Genomic DNA, 16,934 nt, shown 5'->3' on the forward strand with positions numbered 1-16,934 from the left:
TGACTAAACAGTCATAAAAGGATATAACTATCCAATAAAACCTGAATTAAACTCGAGGAGGTTGCAAAAGGGTGGTATTGAAATCTTTTTCAAAACCATCAAAATGATAGAATACTTGTGTTGAAATAACAGTATTTGTTAAACTGTAATCTACAACATTAAAATGTGTTACGTGGATATGGCAACAATGACACTGGCAAAATGGCGAGCATAAATCTGCACCTTGGTGTTGATGGTCGTTGTCTAAAGCATCTGAAATTTCTGTTTTAACTTCATCATAAAGCACACCATTATCTTCACATGGCACTAAATTGAGCCCGAAAATATAGATTGATAATATAAATGCTAAAAATTTCATCAAGACAAAGATATAAATTATTTTATGCAAAGGTTGTGCAAACAAACCTATATCGACAGCAATACTTCTCTAAGTGTTAAAACAAGCAACAACAACGTCAGCGGTCAATAACAATGATAGAATTCTTATTTAAAGAAAGCCTAAACTCATCTCAGTTAACCACCAAAAAAGCCATTTTTGTATCACAAAAAATCAAACTGTTGCAACAGTTCGATATTGAACATTGATAGCCAATTTCACCTATATAACAAAGGGTTTCAACAGCAAATCAACAGTTCAAAAAACAAAAAATAAATTTGTGATAAAAAAATATCACAAATTTATCACAGGAATTATCACGAAAAAAATCTGAAGCAAAATTTAGCTTCTACTCATATCGATGGTGAAGGTTCTTATCCATCCCTCGTTTAAGAAAAAGGATTCCAACACCCTAAAATTAAATTTACTTGAACCAGAGCCCGAGTCCGAAAAATAATAGCTTTGATAAGTCCATGTGTCTTTCTTTTTAAGTTCCAAAAGCTCTAGCAATACCTTATCGAATTCCGCACTCAATTCATCGGATACATGATCACCAACTTTCTTTAACGTGGCTATATACTTTTCAACTTGCTCCCGATTTTCCTTTACACTCCTATCACTACGCAAGCTATACATCCAAATCACCAACTGAATGAATTCCTTTGAAAACAGAAAATCTTCCCGCTCAAATTTCCCAAACTCCTCTTCACAATAGGTTCCATCATGAACCTGTTGCAATACCTCCCTAACATATTTGGAAACGGTGATATTACGTTTTTCAGCTCGTGACACTATTGTCGCCTTAAGCTCTTTTGGAATTCTAAAATTTAAGCTCTCTTCTTCGTTTTGAATCTTTTTCTTTTTAGCCATATGCCTTAATTGGTTATATCGGTTGTTTCCTCCCTAAATTTAACTTTGAAGATTTGTGTGAGTATCTGTTCCTTTGCATTTTTCATTGCTCGCTCTTTCACCTTATCCAAACGCTGTTTCCTCTCATCATTTTTGGTGACTTTCTCTGGTTCCTTTTGAGGCAGTGCGGGAACAACAATTGGCGCTTTGATTTGAACCAATTGTTCTTTCCACCTCTCTATAGCCTCACGACGAAGTTCATTTATATCATTCTTCTCCAAAACATAGCTTCCAAAATGGGATTTGAACTCCTCAAAATGCTCCTGAAAGCTTTTTAGCTGAAATGCTATCGCCCTCTGTTGATCCTTGGTAATATCGGGTATATCACGTTGCCAATTGTCAAGAAACCATTGGCTCATCAACACACAACCTTCCACCTGTTGCCCATACTTCTTCAAAAGATAGCCCAGACTCTCTTCTTTTATATCACCTTTCAGCTCCATTAACTTGAACAGATTATCACTGAGCAACATGGATTTGGACATGATGTGGTGACAGGCCAGTTTATCTTCTACAAAATAGTTCGAGCCATTGTTTTCAATCAAGATTAATTTATTGGCATGTTCCTCCCAAAGTCCCTTTCCCTCTTCATCCAAATACTCCGAGAGGTTCTTGGGCAAATAAAACACCAAAGACCTTAGAAGATTTTTTCCAAGGTCCAAAAGAATCTCTTCCATAGACAGTACATTCGGCATTTTTAATTCTTTAACATTTCTGAATAATCACTTGGCAGTTCGGCATCGATATCCCTAAGGTATTTTTCAAGGGCAGCCATTGAGGTATGCCCCGTAATCAACATTAGATTCCCCTTTGCAGTATGTGGATTTGTCTTTTGGGACATTTGCCTGTATAGTTTCGTAATAAAAGTATGTCTGAAGCTATAGATTCCGTAGTCTTCATCAAAACCAAACTCATCCTTTACCACTTTCTTGAAGCGTTTGGTAAAATAACCTCTCTTTTGGTCGGGAGTGATATCCCAAACACCTCCCAATCCATTTGGTGTAAACAGTGAATCCTTCTTTTTTAGATCAGAAAGGTCAGGCAGTTCATCAATGAGAATATCAGGGATAATCTTTGTTTTCAACGGGCTGTTTTTGGCCTTAAAGCTAAGGGTCTTGTTCTTTAGGTCAAGATCGCCCACTTTTAATCTGCACACCTCAATTGGACGCATAAAACTATAGGAAACAAATTTGATAAAATGGAGCAACAATGGATCGTTGTCTTCAAGATATTGGAATATTCGCTCCTGCTCTTCCCTACTATAGGTTTTATTCCTTTTGGGGTCCGTTTTGAGCTTTTTGATGTTCTTTACAAAATTGCTCGCCACCTTATCGTTGCTTTCAAGGGTTCCCATCATACTGCTCAAACTCGCCCTATAATTGTTATAGTTCCTTGCAGAGGTTCTATCCAGCACGTCATTCAAAAACTCAAGAACAACCTTCTTATCAAGTTGGGCAATATATTTGAGTTTGGGATGGTTCTCCTCAATCCATCTCCTGAACACACTCAGATGGTTCTCGTAAGACCTCAAACTGCTCTCCCGTAGCAAACGCTTCTTTAAATTCAGATCAAAATCAAGGGCCTCTATGAATCCCTCCCCTGTTTCCGTCTCTTTGGATTCCTGGGGAACTTCTACTTTTGCAACAGCTTTCACAGTTTCCACTTTCACCTCTGGGACTGGCTCCTTATTTACAACAACCTCTTTGCCTTCTTCGCTTGAATAGAAACGCTCGGTGTTATCCTCATAGGGATTGTAACCTTCCGATAAAAGTTTGTTGATGACCTTACTGTAAATCCCCAAAGCTGCCAAACGTTCTTCCTTGGTCTTATACTTATTGGCATCGCCATAAAATGGGGTCTGCATTTTGAGCTTCCCAGATTGGGGATCTCGATAGGAAAAATAGACATACCATCGTTTCTTGAGGTCGCCTTTTGCTGTGTAGATTTTGGGTTTGGAATACTTTTTTTTCAAGGACAAATCATATGCATTTCCATATGCACTTTCATATGCATTGTTGACAAGGTCGGTAAAATTAGGCATAAAAAAACGGTTTGGCAACTCCAAACCGTTTGTTATACTTGACTTTTGTCCTTTGTAGCGGGAACTGGACTCGAACCAGTGACCTTCGGGTTATGAGCCCGACGAGCTACCTACTGCTCTATCCCGCGATATCGTGGTGCAAATATAAGACGTTTTTTGAGAATACAAAGCATATTTTAAAAAATAACTCCCAACAATTTCTTGCCAGGAGCCACACATTTATTACGGACAACTTTTAATCTTCTGGGTCCAAGGTTACTATCACCCCTCTTCCCTCTGTATTTTGCACATCAAAATTTTTCATTTTTGGAAAGTTTTTTTCCAAAGCCGCCAAATCCCCCTTAAAAGCATTGTTTCCTAAGAGCAAAACTTTCAGGTTTACCAAGCTGGCAAGCTCATTTGGCAAATCTCCATAGAAAGCATTGTTAGCCAAAACTAACTCCTCCAACCCAGCTAATTTACCAATAGACTTTGGAACAATACCTAACATTTTATTATCAAAAACACTCAACACTCTAAGCGAAGTCATTCCTGATATTTCAGTGGGCAATTTTCCGGTTATTTTATTACTACTAATTAAAAGCTCTTTAAGCTTGGCCAACTTTCCTATTGACTTTGGAATGGTCCCTTCAATATCATTATTGTACAGTTCCAGATATTCCAAATTAGCCAAATTTCCTATCTGTCGAGGAATCTCTCCTTCAATTCTATTCATAAACAATTGTAACGACACCAAAGATTTCAGATTTACAATAGAACTTGGCAAAGTCCCATTTAACTCATTGAAAGCCATATTAAGCGTTGTTAAACTTGTTAAGTTCCCAATTGAGGAAGGAATTTTTCCCGTAAGATGATTTCTGAAAAAGCTAATTTTTTTCAAGTGGACCAAATCTCCCAATGCTTCAGGAAGTGTGCCTGTAAGGTTATTGGAATCCAAATTGAGCCCTACAACCTTATCATCTTCTATAATCACACCGCACCAGGTATATACCGGAGCATTAAGGTTCCATGTTTTAAACCAATTTTTACCTTGGGTAGAAACATTCAATGCTATTAAGGCTGCTTTTTCTTTGGACGATATTGCGCCAAATGACAATACACTAATTAAACAGAAGAGGAAGGATAGTTGGAGTGTTTTCATAACTGTAGATTTGATACGAGAAAAAATTTACATTAACGAATATAATCTTAATTCGGTGAAATACAAATTTTTTTCGACGAAATGCGCAGCCGAACAAAAAGAACTACAACATAAACCACTATAAACCAAAATAATGCACCCGAAACTGCCATTTATACCCCACTTGCTTGAAAGTAAAATATGTCATTATTTTTAATACTGATTTCCAAAGAGATAGGATTACAGCATACTTCACAATCTTCAATATAGGCTTGATTGGGAATAGACTTGTCTACCACAACAGAGATTTGTTGCCAACAATATGGACATTGAAAGACATACGTTTCCATACTGTAAGTTACAGATTTTTGAAACGATTTTAAATCCCTCTATTATAAATGGATGCCTATTAATTAAAACTATCAAGTTCCTCGTGAATTGTTTCCCAATCCAGCATCAGATTATCCAATTCATCCTTTTTGGCTTGATAATTTTTGAAAAAACCAGGGTCCGCTACTAAAGCATCATAATTTATAGCAAGTTCGGCATCTATAGCCTTAATTTCCTTTTCCAGTTGACTGATTTTAGCTTCAGTATTGCTCAACTTATTGGCTAAGGATTTCATCTTCTTTTGGTCCTGGTAAGATTGTTTATTGGCCTCCTTTGGTTGGTCTTTTACAACATCACGCTTTTCAACGTCTCTCAAACTCTCTACATTACGCTGTTCCAAATAAAAATCGATATCTCCAAGATATTCCTTGATTCGTTGATCTTTGAACTCATATACTTTGTTAGTCAACCCTTGAAGAAAATCACGGTCGTGAGATACTAAAATTAAAGTTCCTTCAAACTTCTTCAACGCTTCTTTTAAAACGTTCTTGGATTTAATATCCAAGTGGTTGGTAGGTTCATCCATTACCAACACATTCAAAGGTTGCAGCAACAACTTTGCAAGGGCCAAACGGTTTCGTTCCCCTCCAGAAAGTACTCGCACATATTTATCAACCTCCTCACCACGGAACAGGAAAGATCCCAAAATATCTCTTACCTTACTCCTATTGGTTTCGTTGGCAGCATCAATCATAGTATCCAAAACGGTTTTATTACCGTCCAAATATTCCGCTTGGTTTTGAGCGAAATACCCTATTTGTACATTATGTCCTAACTTTAAATGACCTTCATGCTTTATTTCCCCAACAATAATTTTAGCTAAAGTAGATTTACCTTGACCATTCTGGCCTACAAAAGCAGTTTTAGAATCTCTTTCAATACTTAAATCTATACCATTTAAAACCTGTAAAGCACCATAATTCTTGGTAATATTTTCGGCTTCAACCACCACTTTACCAGGTGTAATGGACACTGGAAAATTTAAAGTCATTACACTGTTGTCATCTTCATCAACTTCAATACGCTCAATTTTATCCAATTTTTTGATTAAGGATTGCGCCATGGAAGCTTTGGAAGCCTTAGCCCTAAACTTTTCTATAAGTTTTTCAGTTTGCTGAATTTGCTTCTCCTGATTCTTTTGAGACGCCAACTGTTGCTCCTTGATTTCCTTTCTAAGAACCAAAAACTTTGAATAGGGTTTGTTGTAATCGTAAATACGTCCCAAGGATATTTCTATTGTTCTGTTGGTCACATTATCCAAGAACATTTTATCATGAGACACAATCACCACAGCTCCAGAATAGCCTTTTAAAAATCCTTCCAACCAAATAATGGACTCAATATCCAAGTGGTTGGTAGGCTCATCCAATAGCAAAATATCATTGTTTTGAAGTAGCAACTTGGCCAATTCAATACGCATACGCCACCCACCAGAGAAAGTGTCGGTAAGTTTGTTGAAGTCCTCTCTTTTGAAACCTAGGCCCTGCAGGATTTTTTCAGTTTCACCCTGATAATTGTAACCTCCCAATATTTCGTATTGATGCTGAATTTCATTCAAGTCTACCATCAATTGGTGATAGCTTTCGCTTTCATAATCGGTGCGTTCAGCCATTTCAAGGTTGATTTCCTCCAATTTGCGCTCCAAAGTCTTAATCTCCTGAAAGGCTTCATAGGACTCTTCTAAAACGGTTCTTCCCAGAATAAAATCAATATCCTGTCTTAAAAAGCCTATGCTTAAATTTTTATCAGAAGCAATTTGTCCTGAATCAGGTTCCATATCTCCAGACAAAATCTTAAGCATTGTAGATTTACCAGCGCCATTTTTACCTATCAAACCAACCCTATCTCCTGGATTGAGTTTAAACGTAATTTCTTCAAATAAATATTCGCCTTGGAACGAAATAGAAAGGTTATGGATATTGAGCATTTAGTGACTTTTGTTACAATTAATGTTTCTATAAAACGTAACTTTACAGTTCAATAGAAAACGCAAAAATACACTATAAATCCATGATAAAAAAAGGGACCAAACTGTATAGCATTTTGAAAGGAACTTGTCCAAAGTGTCAAGAAGAATCTATGTACATTAACAAAAATCCGTACATCATTACTGACACTTTGAAAATTCATGATCATTGCTCCCATTGTGGTACTAAATATCGATTGGAACCATCGTTTTTTTATGGATCCATGTATGTAAGCTATGCTGTTGGTATTGCCTTTGCCGTTGCCGCGTTTGTGATAAGCTATTTAATTTTAGGAACCTCCTTAAAAACCGCCTTTATCGCCATAGTAGGTACGATGATAGCCTTTTACCCCGTTATTATGCGCTTATCAAGAAATATCTGGATCAATATTTTTATGCATTACGATAAAGAATGGGCTAAGAAGAAAACCGCTTAATGTCGATCTCGGGGTTCAGGGTTTGATTGTTTTCGATGTGCTCATATAGCTGTTCAGATACATATGGTGCAATCATAACACCTCTAGTTCCCAACCCATTTAAAATGTACATATTTGGTTGCTCTGGATGTTCCCCTACCAAAGGACGTCTATCCTTTACGGTTGGCCGAATACCTGCCTCCTGATCTATCACAGTAAAGTCACAATTGATAAGTTCCTTTACTTTATTTACCAATTCTTCCCGTCCTTCTTGACTAGGTTGATTAGTTTTATCCGTCCAATTATAGGTCGCACCAACAGTATACACATCGCCTCCAAGAGGCAATAGAAACGCTGATCCCTTTAAAATAACATCCAATTTAAGATTAGGAGCCTTAATGGTGATAGTTTCCCCTTTGGTGCCATTTAAAGGCAAGTGTTGGAAATATGGATTGCTCTTTATACCAAATCCTTCGCAGAAGACAATTCTATCCGCTATATATTCACCATAATAAAATGTGTTGGATTCAACATTAAATAGCTCATGATTGAACGCTTCAGAAACAAGCCTTCCTTCTTTTTTTAAGTAGTCCTGATAACCATCAATTAAGGCCGTGGTATCCACACGTCCGGTATGCAATACTTCCCCAAATCCAAAAGGCGCATTGATTTCTTCATTATGGTTTTTAACTAAAGAAATAGATAAGAACGGTTCTAAACCTGGTTTATCTGACGCGGAAAACCATAAATTCTGTTCTTCAATAGAAGCAAACCTTCTATGAATAGGAATAGGATAATCAACTTGTGTCTTTAAAAGCTCTCCTACAATTTTATATTTGGGCAAGGCCAATTCCAACTGTTCCTTAGCCATCCAAACCTCTGAAAAGCGCTTTAAAATAACCGGATTGTACAATCCCGCCGCTACCTTAGATGATTGTTGAGATCCATTGTCAAAAACCAGAAAAGATTTATCATGTTGGCGCAATTGCTCACAAAAAGCGATACCAGCCAAACCACAACCTACTATAAAATAATCTACATTCATGTTTGCAAAATTACTAGGATTGCAACAATAACCCATACCCAAAAAAGAAAAAGCCCACTAAAAAGTGGGCTTTTCTCTATAATGATTGTGATTTACCTTAGTAAGACCACATATCTTGTTCGAAGTTACGAATCTTCTCTTTGATTCTGTCAGACTCCAACAACTGCATTAAAGCGTTGTCCGCAATATACTCCTTAACTTCTCTGTCTCCATACACGTTTTCTTCCTTGTACATAAAGCCGCTGAAACGTCTTGAATTTAACAAGTGGTCAAACGAAATTGGTACAGCACTGTTCTTGTTGTTAAACGATTTTGCTTCGTGCAACACATCTCTGGCCTCAGGGAAAAATATCCAGAATAATTCTACCAAATCAGGGTTTTCTTCGTCAATAAAGTTAACATCTGGGCAAACTGGTGCCAATCCTAAAAGACGGTATCTTAATTCTCCTTGACGCTTGTCAAAATACCATAATCCTTTCATACGGTATTCCTTGATATCATAAGAAGAGATTTCTCTTTTTCTGATATACTGTGGATCAACAATCCCTTCAGCATTGTATTGCTCAAAACCAAGGTTTGTAGTATCTACAAGTTTTAAAGCGCCATCAAGATCCTTAAGTGTACGTTTTTCAGTGAAATAAGAGTCAGCGTAAATATTTTCAATATTACCATTTGCTACATTCTTCATGATCACATCAAACAAAGAACGTCTGTTACTCCCAATATTGTTAGTATCTACAGGGTAGTAAAGCGGGAAGTTGGCACGCTCATCTAAAACGATTCTTTCCCAGGTCATTTTTGAAAACAAAATATCTCTGTCATCTACATAACCATACTCTAAAGGTCTGTCATGATCCAATGCCAATTGAGCTTCTGTTTTAACTCCTATTTGGTCTGGTGTTTTAGCGTTAAGAATATTTGCCTGAGCAAATGCCCCAGTTGTAGCAACAACTCCTAAAACGGTTAATACAATATTTCTAATCTTCATCTTAAATCTTTTAATGTTTGGGACTTTAAGTCTCTACGTATAAAACGTTTGTTGTCTAACTAAATTATCTTAGTTTGTTAATTCGATAAATACTGGAGATACCTTTTTAAGCTTATAACCGCTATTTCCAGTAATTTTTGCATCGATATCAAAAATCTGAACTGCATCACCACGCTTAGCTTTACGTAAAGCCGCCTTAGCACGATCGTTCAATTTGTTACCACCTACAGTGATAGTTGGTTGACCCGGTACTTTGAATTTAAATCCAGATACCGCTAATGGTAAATCGAAATCAAAGTCTTCCAACATAGCCCCGATAGAAGAAATTTCTAAACCGTTACGTTGCATTTGTACAACTCCAGCTTCACCACGAATGGTACCTGTAGGAGCAGGAATATCCTTGATACGGAAAGTAGCTTTATCACTAACTTTAGTACCATCAGGTAATGTACCAGATACATTTATAGTTACTTCTCTACCTGTTCCAGGATTCATCACATATTTACCAACACCAGAACCTTTCTTCAAACCAGGAGCAGAAGCTGATACATTGTTATCAGAAACTCCAGCGAAAGAAATTGTCATTGGGTTAGATACACCACGATAAACAACGTTCATCTTATCAGCTGAAATAGTAGCTGAGTTAGGTTTCGGTACAACCGCATAAGTACTCTTAACAGGGATTGAGATGATAGAGTCACCTTCTTTAAATTGGAACTCACCTTCAATAGTTTGCTCACCAACATTACCAGCAGCAAACTTCAACATAGTTTGTCCAGCTTGCATAGCTTCAGCAGGTAATTCTTTACCATTGATAATTACTTTATCAGCTCTTAACGTTTTGTCATTTTTACCTAAAATGATTCTACCTGTAAACTCTTCTCCTGAGAAGAAAGCAGTTTTGTCCGGTACAACGATAGCGTCAAAGTTTGTTAAAGATGCTTCCACTTTAAGTTGCTCACCCAACATCGATTGCAATACTTCAGTTTCAGTAGTTTTAACGTCAGCTTGCATTTGAGTTAACTTAGTTAAAGAAGCAACCAAAGGGAATCCTTTGTAGTTATGGCTTAACCATTCTACAGTTCCAGCACCTCTTTTTACATCGTCAGTAGCAAATTTTGCCTTAACAGCTGGAGCCATAGAAGCTGTAGTAGGATTGCTTTCCAAAATTGCAACTACTCCATCTCTAAATTTAGCGATTTCAGCTTTAAAGGTCTGTCCATCATCTTTTAGTTTATCTCCTTTAAACCAAAGGTTATCCAAATAATCACCTTTGTCCATAGACTCATACTGAGTAGGATCTTCCAACTTAGCGGTCATATCAGTTTTAAGGCTAGCGATATAAGAATCCAAACCAGTAGCCAATTGATCAATTTGATCAGCAGCATCCTTTAATGGTTTGTATTTAGCTGGTTGCTCATCAACCTTAGCTGCCAAACCATTCATAAACTGAGTATTTCTTTCAGTAGAAGCCTCATTGGATTCGGTCAGTTTTTCGTTCATCAAACCGAAAGCCGAAAGTACTTCTTTTGACATATTCAATGCTAACATCGCAATGAAGATCAAATACATCAAGTTAATCATTTTCTGCCTTGCAGATAATTTTCCTCCTGCCATTTCTAATTAGTTTTTTGTGTTGTTAATTGTTTAAATTTCAGACTAAAAAACCTAATTAGTTTTTGTTCATAGCAGATAGCATTCCACCGTAAACACCGTTAAGTGTAGACAAGTTAGATGCCAAAGATTGCATTTGTTCTTTAAGTTTAGCTGCGTTTTCTACTGCTTCTTCATTAATTGAAGCCTGACGTGATGCACTTTCTAACTGTACTTTATAAAGACTGTTTAAAGACTCCATTTGAGCAGCTGCTTGAGATAATTCCTCACCATACTTTTTAGTAGCAGCGATAGAATCTACTGTAGGGCTGATTCCTTTTGCAGCTCCTTCGAAGTTTTTGATGCTGTTTCCTAAACTTGCCATCAATTCACCATCAATTTTAGCTTCTTTCAACAAGTTGTCTAATTTTTTAGATAAAAGACCTTCAGCGTCTTTAGGCTCTTCTTTCTTAGCTTTTGGAGCTGACTTACCTCCAGCTAATTCTGGGTAAACCAAAGACCAATCCAATTCATCGTCTACTGGTTCGAATGCGGAAATCGCGAAAATAATTGCTTCAGATACAAGACCAATAGTTAACATTACGTTACCAGTAAGTGGTCCTAATTCGAAGTGAGTAATCTTAAAAAGTGCTCCAATGATTACGATTGATGCTCCTAATCCGTAAGCCATGTTCATAAAACGCTTACCTGCTTTTGACTGTGCCATAATTTTTGTTTTTAGTTTAAGTTAATATGTATTATTACTTAAGTAGGTTAATAATAGATTTTAGTTTTAATATTTTTAGTGTGAATTTTTGGTTACTTCAGTACCCATGTAATCTTGTACAGTTCTGAATCCGATGTAGCTTCTAGCTGAATCTGCATACTCATAATCTCTTGAACTTACCTGTAAGAAGTAGGCAACATCTTTCCAAGACCCACCACGTACTACTTTACGCTCGTTAGCAGCATCGTTTACGTTAGGGTTAATTGTAGAGAAATACTCATACGATCCTGGATCGTAAGATCCTTGTACCCATTCAGACACGTTACCGGCCATATTATATAGGTTATAATCGTTTGGCTCATATGCATCAGCTTCTACAGTATACAAAGCTTGATCTGCTGCATAATCTCCACGTAGCGGTTTGAAGTTTGCCATAAAGCATCCTCTATCGTTTTTGGTGTAAGGACCTCCCCATGGGAAAGTAGCTCCTTGAAGACCACCTCTAGCAGCGTACTCCCACTCTGCCTCAGACGGCAATCTGAAAGAGTTAACATGAGCTTTACCTCTAGATTTCTGGTAACCATTTTTATAAATAGTACGCCATTGACAGAATGCATTAGCTTGTTTCCAAGACACACCTACCACTGGATATGCTCCATAAGCATCATGCCAGAAATAATCGTTATGCATTGGTTCATTATAGGAGTATGCAAAATCACGAATCCAAGCGGTGGTATCCGGATATACAGCTACTTCATCAGTAATCAACACATCACTCCTTCTAAGGTTTCTGTTTTTAGCAGCCTTTTGAATATCCATATAAGTATACTGGAACTTAAACTTAGTTACGTCCCAAGTACGCTGTCCATTATAAGACTCCTCTATAGGAAGATACATGGTATCCATAACCTCAGCGTAGTACTCATCTGGATAATCGTTGGTATCAAAAATAAGGTCTACATCCTTATTAAGCTTTCTACCTTCATATCCTGTTGGGCCCAAACCACTATAGTTATCCAACATGTACTTTTCGTACACACTCATATTGGCAGTGTCAGCATCTTTAAATGCAAACTCACCAATACCACCATCATCTGGTGTTTTACCGATTTCATCGGCTAGGATCGCCAACTTGGTTCTTACGATAGAATCACGAACCCAATTCACGAATTGACGATACTCACTATTTGTGATTTCAGTTTCGTCCATATAAAACGCCCTTACGGTTACCGTTTTAGTTGGTGCATCTTGCACACCAGCTAGGTCATCATCCGATTTACCCATGATGAATGCTCCTCCCGGAACAAGGGTCATACCATAAGGTTTTTCAGGATGCCATTTCTTTCCTTTAACTCCTACCAGTTCTCCTCTGTCACCAGAGCTACAACTGTGTAATAGAGCCAATACAGCGGTTAATAAAGCAAACTTCTTCATATTCATAGAAACTCGAGGTTAAATTATTTAGTTGTAATTATCTTTTTTTTCAAAAAAACACTGAGCGTATTTTTTTAAAGGCTGTAAACATATCTATATATTTTCAAAAAAACAATTTTTTTTTGATTTTTTTTGCATTTCATCCTATAAAGTTTGCATTTCATCGATGATAAAGTGTTAAAAAAATCAAAAAGTAAAGATACTAAAAACTATTCTTTTTATAGGCCTTATACCATCTTTCAGGAATTTTGCCTTGAGTAGCCTCCACATAATCTTCGTACATGCAAGGTAATAACGTATGCTTTTTCAATTTATTATTAACATTTGGTAAAAAAGGGATTTCAATCCACCATCTTCCAGTTTTAATACTTTTAAAAAATATCAGCTCATCATCTTCAATTAACACATTGTATTTCTGATAATTAGCATCATTTTTAAAATCATCATCCTTTACCCTGCAGTTTACTCCTTCGATGAAATACCATATCATTTGCGCAACCAGCATCGCCGTTACCCCATCTTCCCTAGACGGCTTAAACTCATATATCCCAAAAGAGGATACCTTATTACTGATACCTGCATATCTAGCTACTGCACAAATTTCCTTCCCATCCAAACCGTTTGGAGAATAGCGTTGACTTGAGCTAAGTTCTGAGGCTTTCACCGATTTTAAATCTACACTTACTATATGCGCATCTCTCATAACCGGTTCTACCAAACTAATACTATTGGAAACTTCTCCTAATCTGTAAGCTTCAAAATAGAGCTTTTCCATCAAGTCTATTTCCTCCTGCGAATTAAAATAGGTTTGATAGCCTACAGCAGAATAGTTGAATAGATTGAAGGGCTCTTCTAAAATGATCTTTCCAAGAAAGCTATTGTTCTTAATAGGAAGTGATGCATCACCTAAATCAAAATTACTATCAACATTTACAATGTTGATCATAGGCGCTATGGTATCATATGCCCTGTAATTGGCATACGTTAAGTCTTGACTCCCTCCTAATATTATAGGTATGATTTGTTTTTCCAACAAACTACCTATAGTAGTTCTAAGAGCGAAATAAGTATCTTCAACACTTTCTCCTGGGAGAATATCCCCTAAATCGGCCATGGTGGTGTACCAATTTCCAGGGAAAAGGCTATACAAAGAAGTTCTAATAGAATCAAAAGCAACTATTTCCCCCATGTAATCGACATCATTTCGGTTTTCATGCACACCTATGACAGCCATTTGCACTCCTTCTAAATCAGGAAATCCGTGTTGTTTTGAGTGAACCCTAATTTTTTTTCCTAGTGCTTGTTGCGATAATAATTCGCTATGGGCTAGCACAGCATCGGATATGGGGGTTAAAAAACTAAAGCTCATTTATGGTACTCCTATTACTTCTTTTTGGTTGCCGTTTTTTTTCTTGTCGTTTTTTTCTTTGGAGCGTTCTTTTCAATGATAGCTTTGGCTTCATCCAAAGTCATTTTAGAAACGTCTTCCGTTTTGGGCAATTCAACTTTTACTTTGCCCTTTATAACATTATGCCTACCCCATCTAGCCTTCTCCACTCTAATGCCTTCTTCTTTCCAGTCATGGATAAGCTTATCTTTCTCCTTTTGAATTTTATCCTCAATAAGTTCTACAATGTCTGATTGAGAAAGATTGTCCCAATCATACTTTTTATTGACATTAATAAACATATTGTTCCATTTTATATATGGTCCAAATCTACCTTTACCTTTTTGCACAGGTAAATCTTGATACATATATATAGGAGCGTCTGCCTCTTGTTTTTCCTTGATTAATACAATTGCATCTTCCAACTCTACACTCAAAGGATCCATTCCCTGCGGCAAGGATACGAAAGAATTTCCAAATTTCACATAGGGACCGAAACGTCCGTTGTTAACTTCTATAACTTCTCCCTCAAATTCCCCTAAAGTTTTCGGCAATTGGAACAAGTCCATAGCTTCTTCAAAAGTAATGGAACTTAACTGCTGATCTGGCGCTAAACTAGCAAATTGTGGCTTTTCTTCATCATCAACCGTCCCAATTTGTACCATAGGCCCAAATTTACCTAAACGCACACTTACTTGTTTTCCCGTTTTAGGATCCACACCCAAGATACGCTCTCCAGATTCTCTTTCGGCATTTTCCTCTACATCTTTTACCTGAGGATGAAAATCTTTATAAAAGTCCTTCATCATTTTGGACCAATCTACTTTACCTTCGGCAATCTCATCAAAGTCCTCTTCTACTTTTGCCGTAAAGTTATAATCCAAAATCGTCTCAAAATGATTCACCAAGAAATCGGTTACAATCATCCCAATATCGGTAGGAACTAATTTCCCTTTATCAGAACCTACTTTTTCCGTAAGCTCTTTTTCTTTTACCGAACCGTTTTGAAGTTTCAATTGACTGTAAGGACGTTCAACTCCGTCAACATTCCCCTTTTCAACATAATTTCTATTTTGAATGGTAGAAATGGTTGGCGCATAGGTAGACGGTCTACCAATTCCCAATTCTTCCAATTGCTTCACCAAAGAAGCTTCGGTATAACGTGCTGGCGGTCTTGTATAACGTTCGGTTGCGGTTATATAATTATTAAGGAGCGTTTCATTCACCTTAAGTGCTGGCAACATTCCTTCTTGTTCAATATCTTCATCATCGGTTCCTTCCAAATACACTTTCAGGAATCCATCAAAAGTAATCACCTCTCCATTTGCAGTAAACACATTACTATCGGTAGACGAACTAATCTTTACATTGGTACGTTCCAATTTAGCTTCACTCATTTGGGAAGCAATGGCACGTTTCCAAATTAAATCGTACAAACGATCTTGATCTCTATCTACACTAATGGAATGACGTGAAAAATCAGTAGGACGAATGGCCTCGTGAGCTTCCTGCGCTCCTTTAGCCTTTCCTTTATAATTTCGTGGCTGACTGTAATCTGATCCGTAAGCGGAATTAATTTCGGCTTGGGCTCCTGCTCTTGCCTCATCTGATAGATTCACACTATCCGTTCTCATATAAGTAATCAATCCAGATTCATAAAGGCGCTGTGCCAAGGTCATGGTTTTACTTACCGAAAAATACAATTTACGAGCAGCTTCCTGTTGTAGAGTAGACGTGGTAAATGGTGCTGCCGGTGATTTTTTCGCCGGCTTTTTCTCTAGATCAGCAACTTTGAACTCTGCTTTGGCATTGGCTTCCAAAAAGGCATAGGCCTCTTCTTTTGTACTGAAGTTCTTCGGAAGTTTCGCCTTGAACACTTGCCCATCTTCATTTGAAAACTCGGCATCTATTCTAAAAGACGCTTCCGCAGTAAAATTTTGGATTTCGCGTTCGCGCTCCACAATCAACCGAACGGACACAGATTGCACACGTCCTGCCGAAAGCCCTCCCTTCACCTTTCTCCACAATACTGGAGACAACTCATAACCAACAATTCTATCCAACACACGACGCGCCTGTTGCGCATCTACCAAATCATAATCTATCCCTCTCGGGTTCTCAATTGCTTTTTGGATAGCCGTCTTTGTGATCTCGTGGAATACGATACGCTTGGTCTTGGCTTTATCCAATTTTAAAGTCTCAGCAAGGTGCCATGCAATCGCTTCTCCTTCACGGTCCTCATCACTTGCTAACCATATGGTTTCTGCTTTACCTGCTAAGTTCTTTAGTTTTTTAACAACTTCTCTCTTATCCTTGGACACTAGATATTTTGGCTTAAAATCTCCATCAACATCTACCCCCAATTCTTTTGAAGGCAAATCTGCAATATGTCCAAAACTAGACTCCACCTTAAAATCCTTTCCAAGGAATTTTTCGATGGTTTTTGCCTTCGCTGGGGACTCAACTATTACTAAATTCTTTGCCATTTTTCTTATTTTAAGGCTACAAATGTATACCAAAAAAAATATATCCTCCTAATTTA

15 protein-coding genes and 1 tRNA gene are annotated in these 16,934 nt (G+C 37.3%); 1 reads left to right on the forward strand and 15 read right to left on the reverse strand.

The genetic code is table 11. From position 1 onward, the window contains the following. Positions 1 to 46: 46 nt before the first annotated feature. From AC6I5C_RS16005 to AC6I5C_RS16040, 8 genes are all read right to left on the reverse strand, one after another. Positions 47 to 358 (reverse strand): DUF6660 family protein, encoded by a 312-nt coding sequence (locus tag AC6I5C_RS16005; protein ID WP_497906023.1) that lies wholly within the window; start codon positions 356 to 358, stop codon positions 47 to 49. Between the two features lie 360 nt (positions 359 to 718). Beyond that, on the reverse strand, positions 719 to 1,246 hold the full coding sequence (locus AC6I5C_RS16010) for a hypothetical protein (protein ID WP_497906024.1): 528 nt from the start codon (positions 1,244 to 1,246) through the stop codon (positions 719 to 721). A 5-nt stretch (positions 1,247 to 1,251) separates the two neighbouring features. Continuing rightward, a complete protein-coding gene (locus AC6I5C_RS16015) occupies positions 1,252 to 1,980 on the reverse strand; it encodes a hypothetical protein (protein ID WP_497906025.1) in 729 nt (242 codons plus the stop codon). Positions 1,981 to 1,982: 2 nt separating this feature from the next. After that, positions 1,983 to 3,326 carry a tyrosine-type recombinase/integrase gene (locus AC6I5C_RS16020; protein ID WP_497906026.1) on the reverse strand — a complete coding sequence of 448 codons (1,344 nt, stop codon included), beginning with the start codon at positions 3,324 to 3,326 and terminating at the stop codon, positions 1,983 to 1,985. 55 nt (positions 3,327 to 3,381) lie between these two features. Continuing rightward, a tRNA-Met gene (locus AC6I5C_RS16025) sits at positions 3,382 to 3,454 on the reverse strand. Between the two features lie 107 nt (positions 3,455 to 3,561). Then, positions 3,562 to 4,467: a leucine-rich repeat domain-containing protein gene (locus tag AC6I5C_RS16030; RefSeq protein ID WP_497906027.1), complete on the reverse strand. Its 906-nt coding sequence runs from the start codon at positions 4,465 to 4,467 to the stop codon at positions 3,562 to 3,564. Positions 4,468 to 4,619: 152 nt separating this feature from the next. Beyond that, complete coding sequence (locus AC6I5C_RS16035; RefSeq protein ID WP_497906028.1) at positions 4,620 to 4,796, reverse strand: CPXCG motif-containing cysteine-rich protein; 177 nt, start codon at positions 4,794 to 4,796, stop codon at positions 4,620 to 4,622. 59 nt (positions 4,797 to 4,855) lie between these two features. Further along, on the reverse strand, positions 4,856 to 6,763 hold the full coding sequence (locus AC6I5C_RS16040; protein WP_497906029.1) for an ABC-F family ATP-binding cassette domain-containing protein: 1,908 nt from the start codon (positions 6,761 to 6,763) through the stop codon (positions 4,856 to 4,858). An 83-nt stretch (positions 6,764 to 6,846) separates the two neighbouring features. Between AC6I5C_RS16040 and AC6I5C_RS16045 the strand changes: the two genes are divergently transcribed. Beyond that, positions 6,847 to 7,239: a DUF983 domain-containing protein gene (locus AC6I5C_RS16045; RefSeq protein WP_497906030.1), complete on the forward strand. Its 393-nt coding sequence runs from the start codon at positions 6,847 to 6,849 to the stop codon at positions 7,237 to 7,239. On the opposite strand, the gene AC6I5C_RS16050 is transcribed toward AC6I5C_RS16045, so the two are convergent. The 7 genes from AC6I5C_RS16050 to topA form a co-directional block, all read right to left on the reverse strand. Continuing rightward, positions 7,220 to 8,263 carry an NAD(P)/FAD-dependent oxidoreductase gene (locus AC6I5C_RS16050; RefSeq protein ID WP_497906031.1) on the reverse strand — a complete coding sequence of 348 codons (1,044 nt, stop codon included), beginning with the start codon at positions 8,261 to 8,263 and terminating at the stop codon, positions 7,220 to 7,222. The two genes, AC6I5C_RS16045 and AC6I5C_RS16050, sit on opposite strands and share 20 nt — an antisense overlap. A gap of 97 nt (positions 8,264 to 8,360) precedes the next feature. Next, a complete protein-coding gene (gene porN, locus AC6I5C_RS16055; protein WP_497906032.1) occupies positions 8,361 to 9,251 on the reverse strand; it encodes a type IX secretion system ring subunit PorN/GldN in 891 nt (296 codons plus the stop codon). Positions 9,252 to 9,320: 69 nt separating this feature from the next. Continuing rightward, positions 9,321 to 10,868: a type IX secretion system motor protein PorM/GldM gene (gene porM / locus AC6I5C_RS16060; RefSeq protein ID WP_497906033.1), complete on the reverse strand. Its 1,548-nt coding sequence runs from the start codon at positions 10,866 to 10,868 to the stop codon at positions 9,321 to 9,323. A gap of 55 nt (positions 10,869 to 10,923) precedes the next feature. Next, entirely contained in the window at positions 10,924 to 11,571 is a 648-nt protein-coding gene (gene porL, locus AC6I5C_RS16065; RefSeq protein WP_053975922.1) for a type IX secretion system motor protein PorL/GldL, read from the reverse strand. Between the two features lie 75 nt (positions 11,572 to 11,646). Continuing rightward, positions 11,647 to 13,005 (reverse strand): T9SS ring complex lipoprotein PorK/GldK, encoded by a 1,359-nt coding sequence (gene porK, locus AC6I5C_RS16070; protein ID WP_497906046.1) that lies wholly within the window; start codon positions 13,003 to 13,005, stop codon positions 11,647 to 11,649. Between the two features lie 202 nt (positions 13,006 to 13,207). Continuing rightward, on the reverse strand, positions 13,208 to 14,374 hold the full coding sequence (locus tag AC6I5C_RS16075; protein WP_497906034.1) for a formimidoylglutamase: 1,167 nt from the start codon (positions 14,372 to 14,374) through the stop codon (positions 13,208 to 13,210). Between the two features lie 14 nt (positions 14,375 to 14,388). Next, on the reverse strand, positions 14,389 to 16,878 hold the full coding sequence (gene topA, locus AC6I5C_RS16080; RefSeq protein WP_497906035.1) for a type I DNA topoisomerase: 2,490 nt from the start codon (positions 16,876 to 16,878) through the stop codon (positions 14,389 to 14,391). Positions 16,879 to 16,934: the final 56 nt, after the last annotated feature.

This window comes from Mangrovimonas sp. sgz306409 (assembly GCF_059735265.1).

Excerpts from the sequence above, each read along its gene's own strand:
- AC6I5C_RS16005 (WP_497906023.1), bottom strand. The coding sequence starts at position 358 with ATGAAATTTTTAGCATTTATATTATCAATCTATATTTTCGGGCTCAAT.
- porM (WP_497906033.1), bottom strand. The coding sequence starts at position 10,868 with ATGGCAGGAGGAAAATTATCTGCAAGGCAGAAAATGATTAACTTGATG.
- AC6I5C_RS16010 (WP_497906024.1), bottom strand. The coding sequence starts at position 1,246 with ATGGCTAAAAAGAAAAAGATTCAAAACGAAGAAGAGAGCTTAAATTTT.
- AC6I5C_RS16015 (WP_497906025.1), bottom strand. The coding sequence starts at position 1,980 with ATGCCGAATGTACTGTCTATGGAAGAGATTCTTTTGGACCTTGGAAAA.
- AC6I5C_RS16045 (WP_497906030.1), top strand. The coding sequence starts at position 6,847 with ATGATAAAAAAAGGGACCAAACTGTATAGCATTTTGAAAGGAACTTGT.
- AC6I5C_RS16020 (WP_497906026.1), bottom strand. The coding sequence starts at position 3,326 with ATGCCTAATTTTACCGACCTTGTCAACAATGCATATGAAAGTGCATAT.
- topA (WP_497906035.1), bottom strand. The coding sequence starts at position 16,878 with ATGGCAAAGAATTTAGTAATAGTTGAGTCCCCAGCGAAGGCAAAAACC.
- AC6I5C_RS16035 (WP_497906028.1), bottom strand. The coding sequence starts at position 4,796 with ATGGAAACGTATGTCTTTCAATGTCCATATTGTTGGCAACAAATCTCT.
- AC6I5C_RS16075 (WP_497906034.1), bottom strand. The coding sequence starts at position 14,374 with ATGAGCTTTAGTTTTTTAACCCCCATATCCGATGCTGTGCTAGCCCAT.
- porL (WP_053975922.1), bottom strand. The coding sequence starts at position 11,571 with ATGGCACAGTCAAAAGCAGGTAAGCGTTTTATGAACATGGCTTACGGA.
- AC6I5C_RS16030 (WP_497906027.1), bottom strand. The coding sequence starts at position 4,467 with ATGAAAACACTCCAACTATCCTTCCTCTTCTGTTTAATTAGTGTATTG.
- porK (WP_497906046.1), bottom strand. The coding sequence starts at position 13,005 with ATGAAGAAGTTTGCTTTATTAACCGCTGTATTGGCTCTATTACACAGT.
- AC6I5C_RS16050 (WP_497906031.1), bottom strand. The coding sequence starts at position 8,263 with ATGAATGTAGATTATTTTATAGTAGGTTGTGGTTTGGCTGGTATCGCT.
- AC6I5C_RS16040 (WP_497906029.1), bottom strand. The coding sequence starts at position 6,763 with ATGCTCAATATCCATAACCTTTCTATTTCGTTCCAAGGCGAATATTTA.
- porN (WP_497906032.1), bottom strand. The coding sequence starts at position 9,251 with ATGAAGATTAGAAATATTGTATTAACCGTTTTAGGAGTTGTTGCTACA.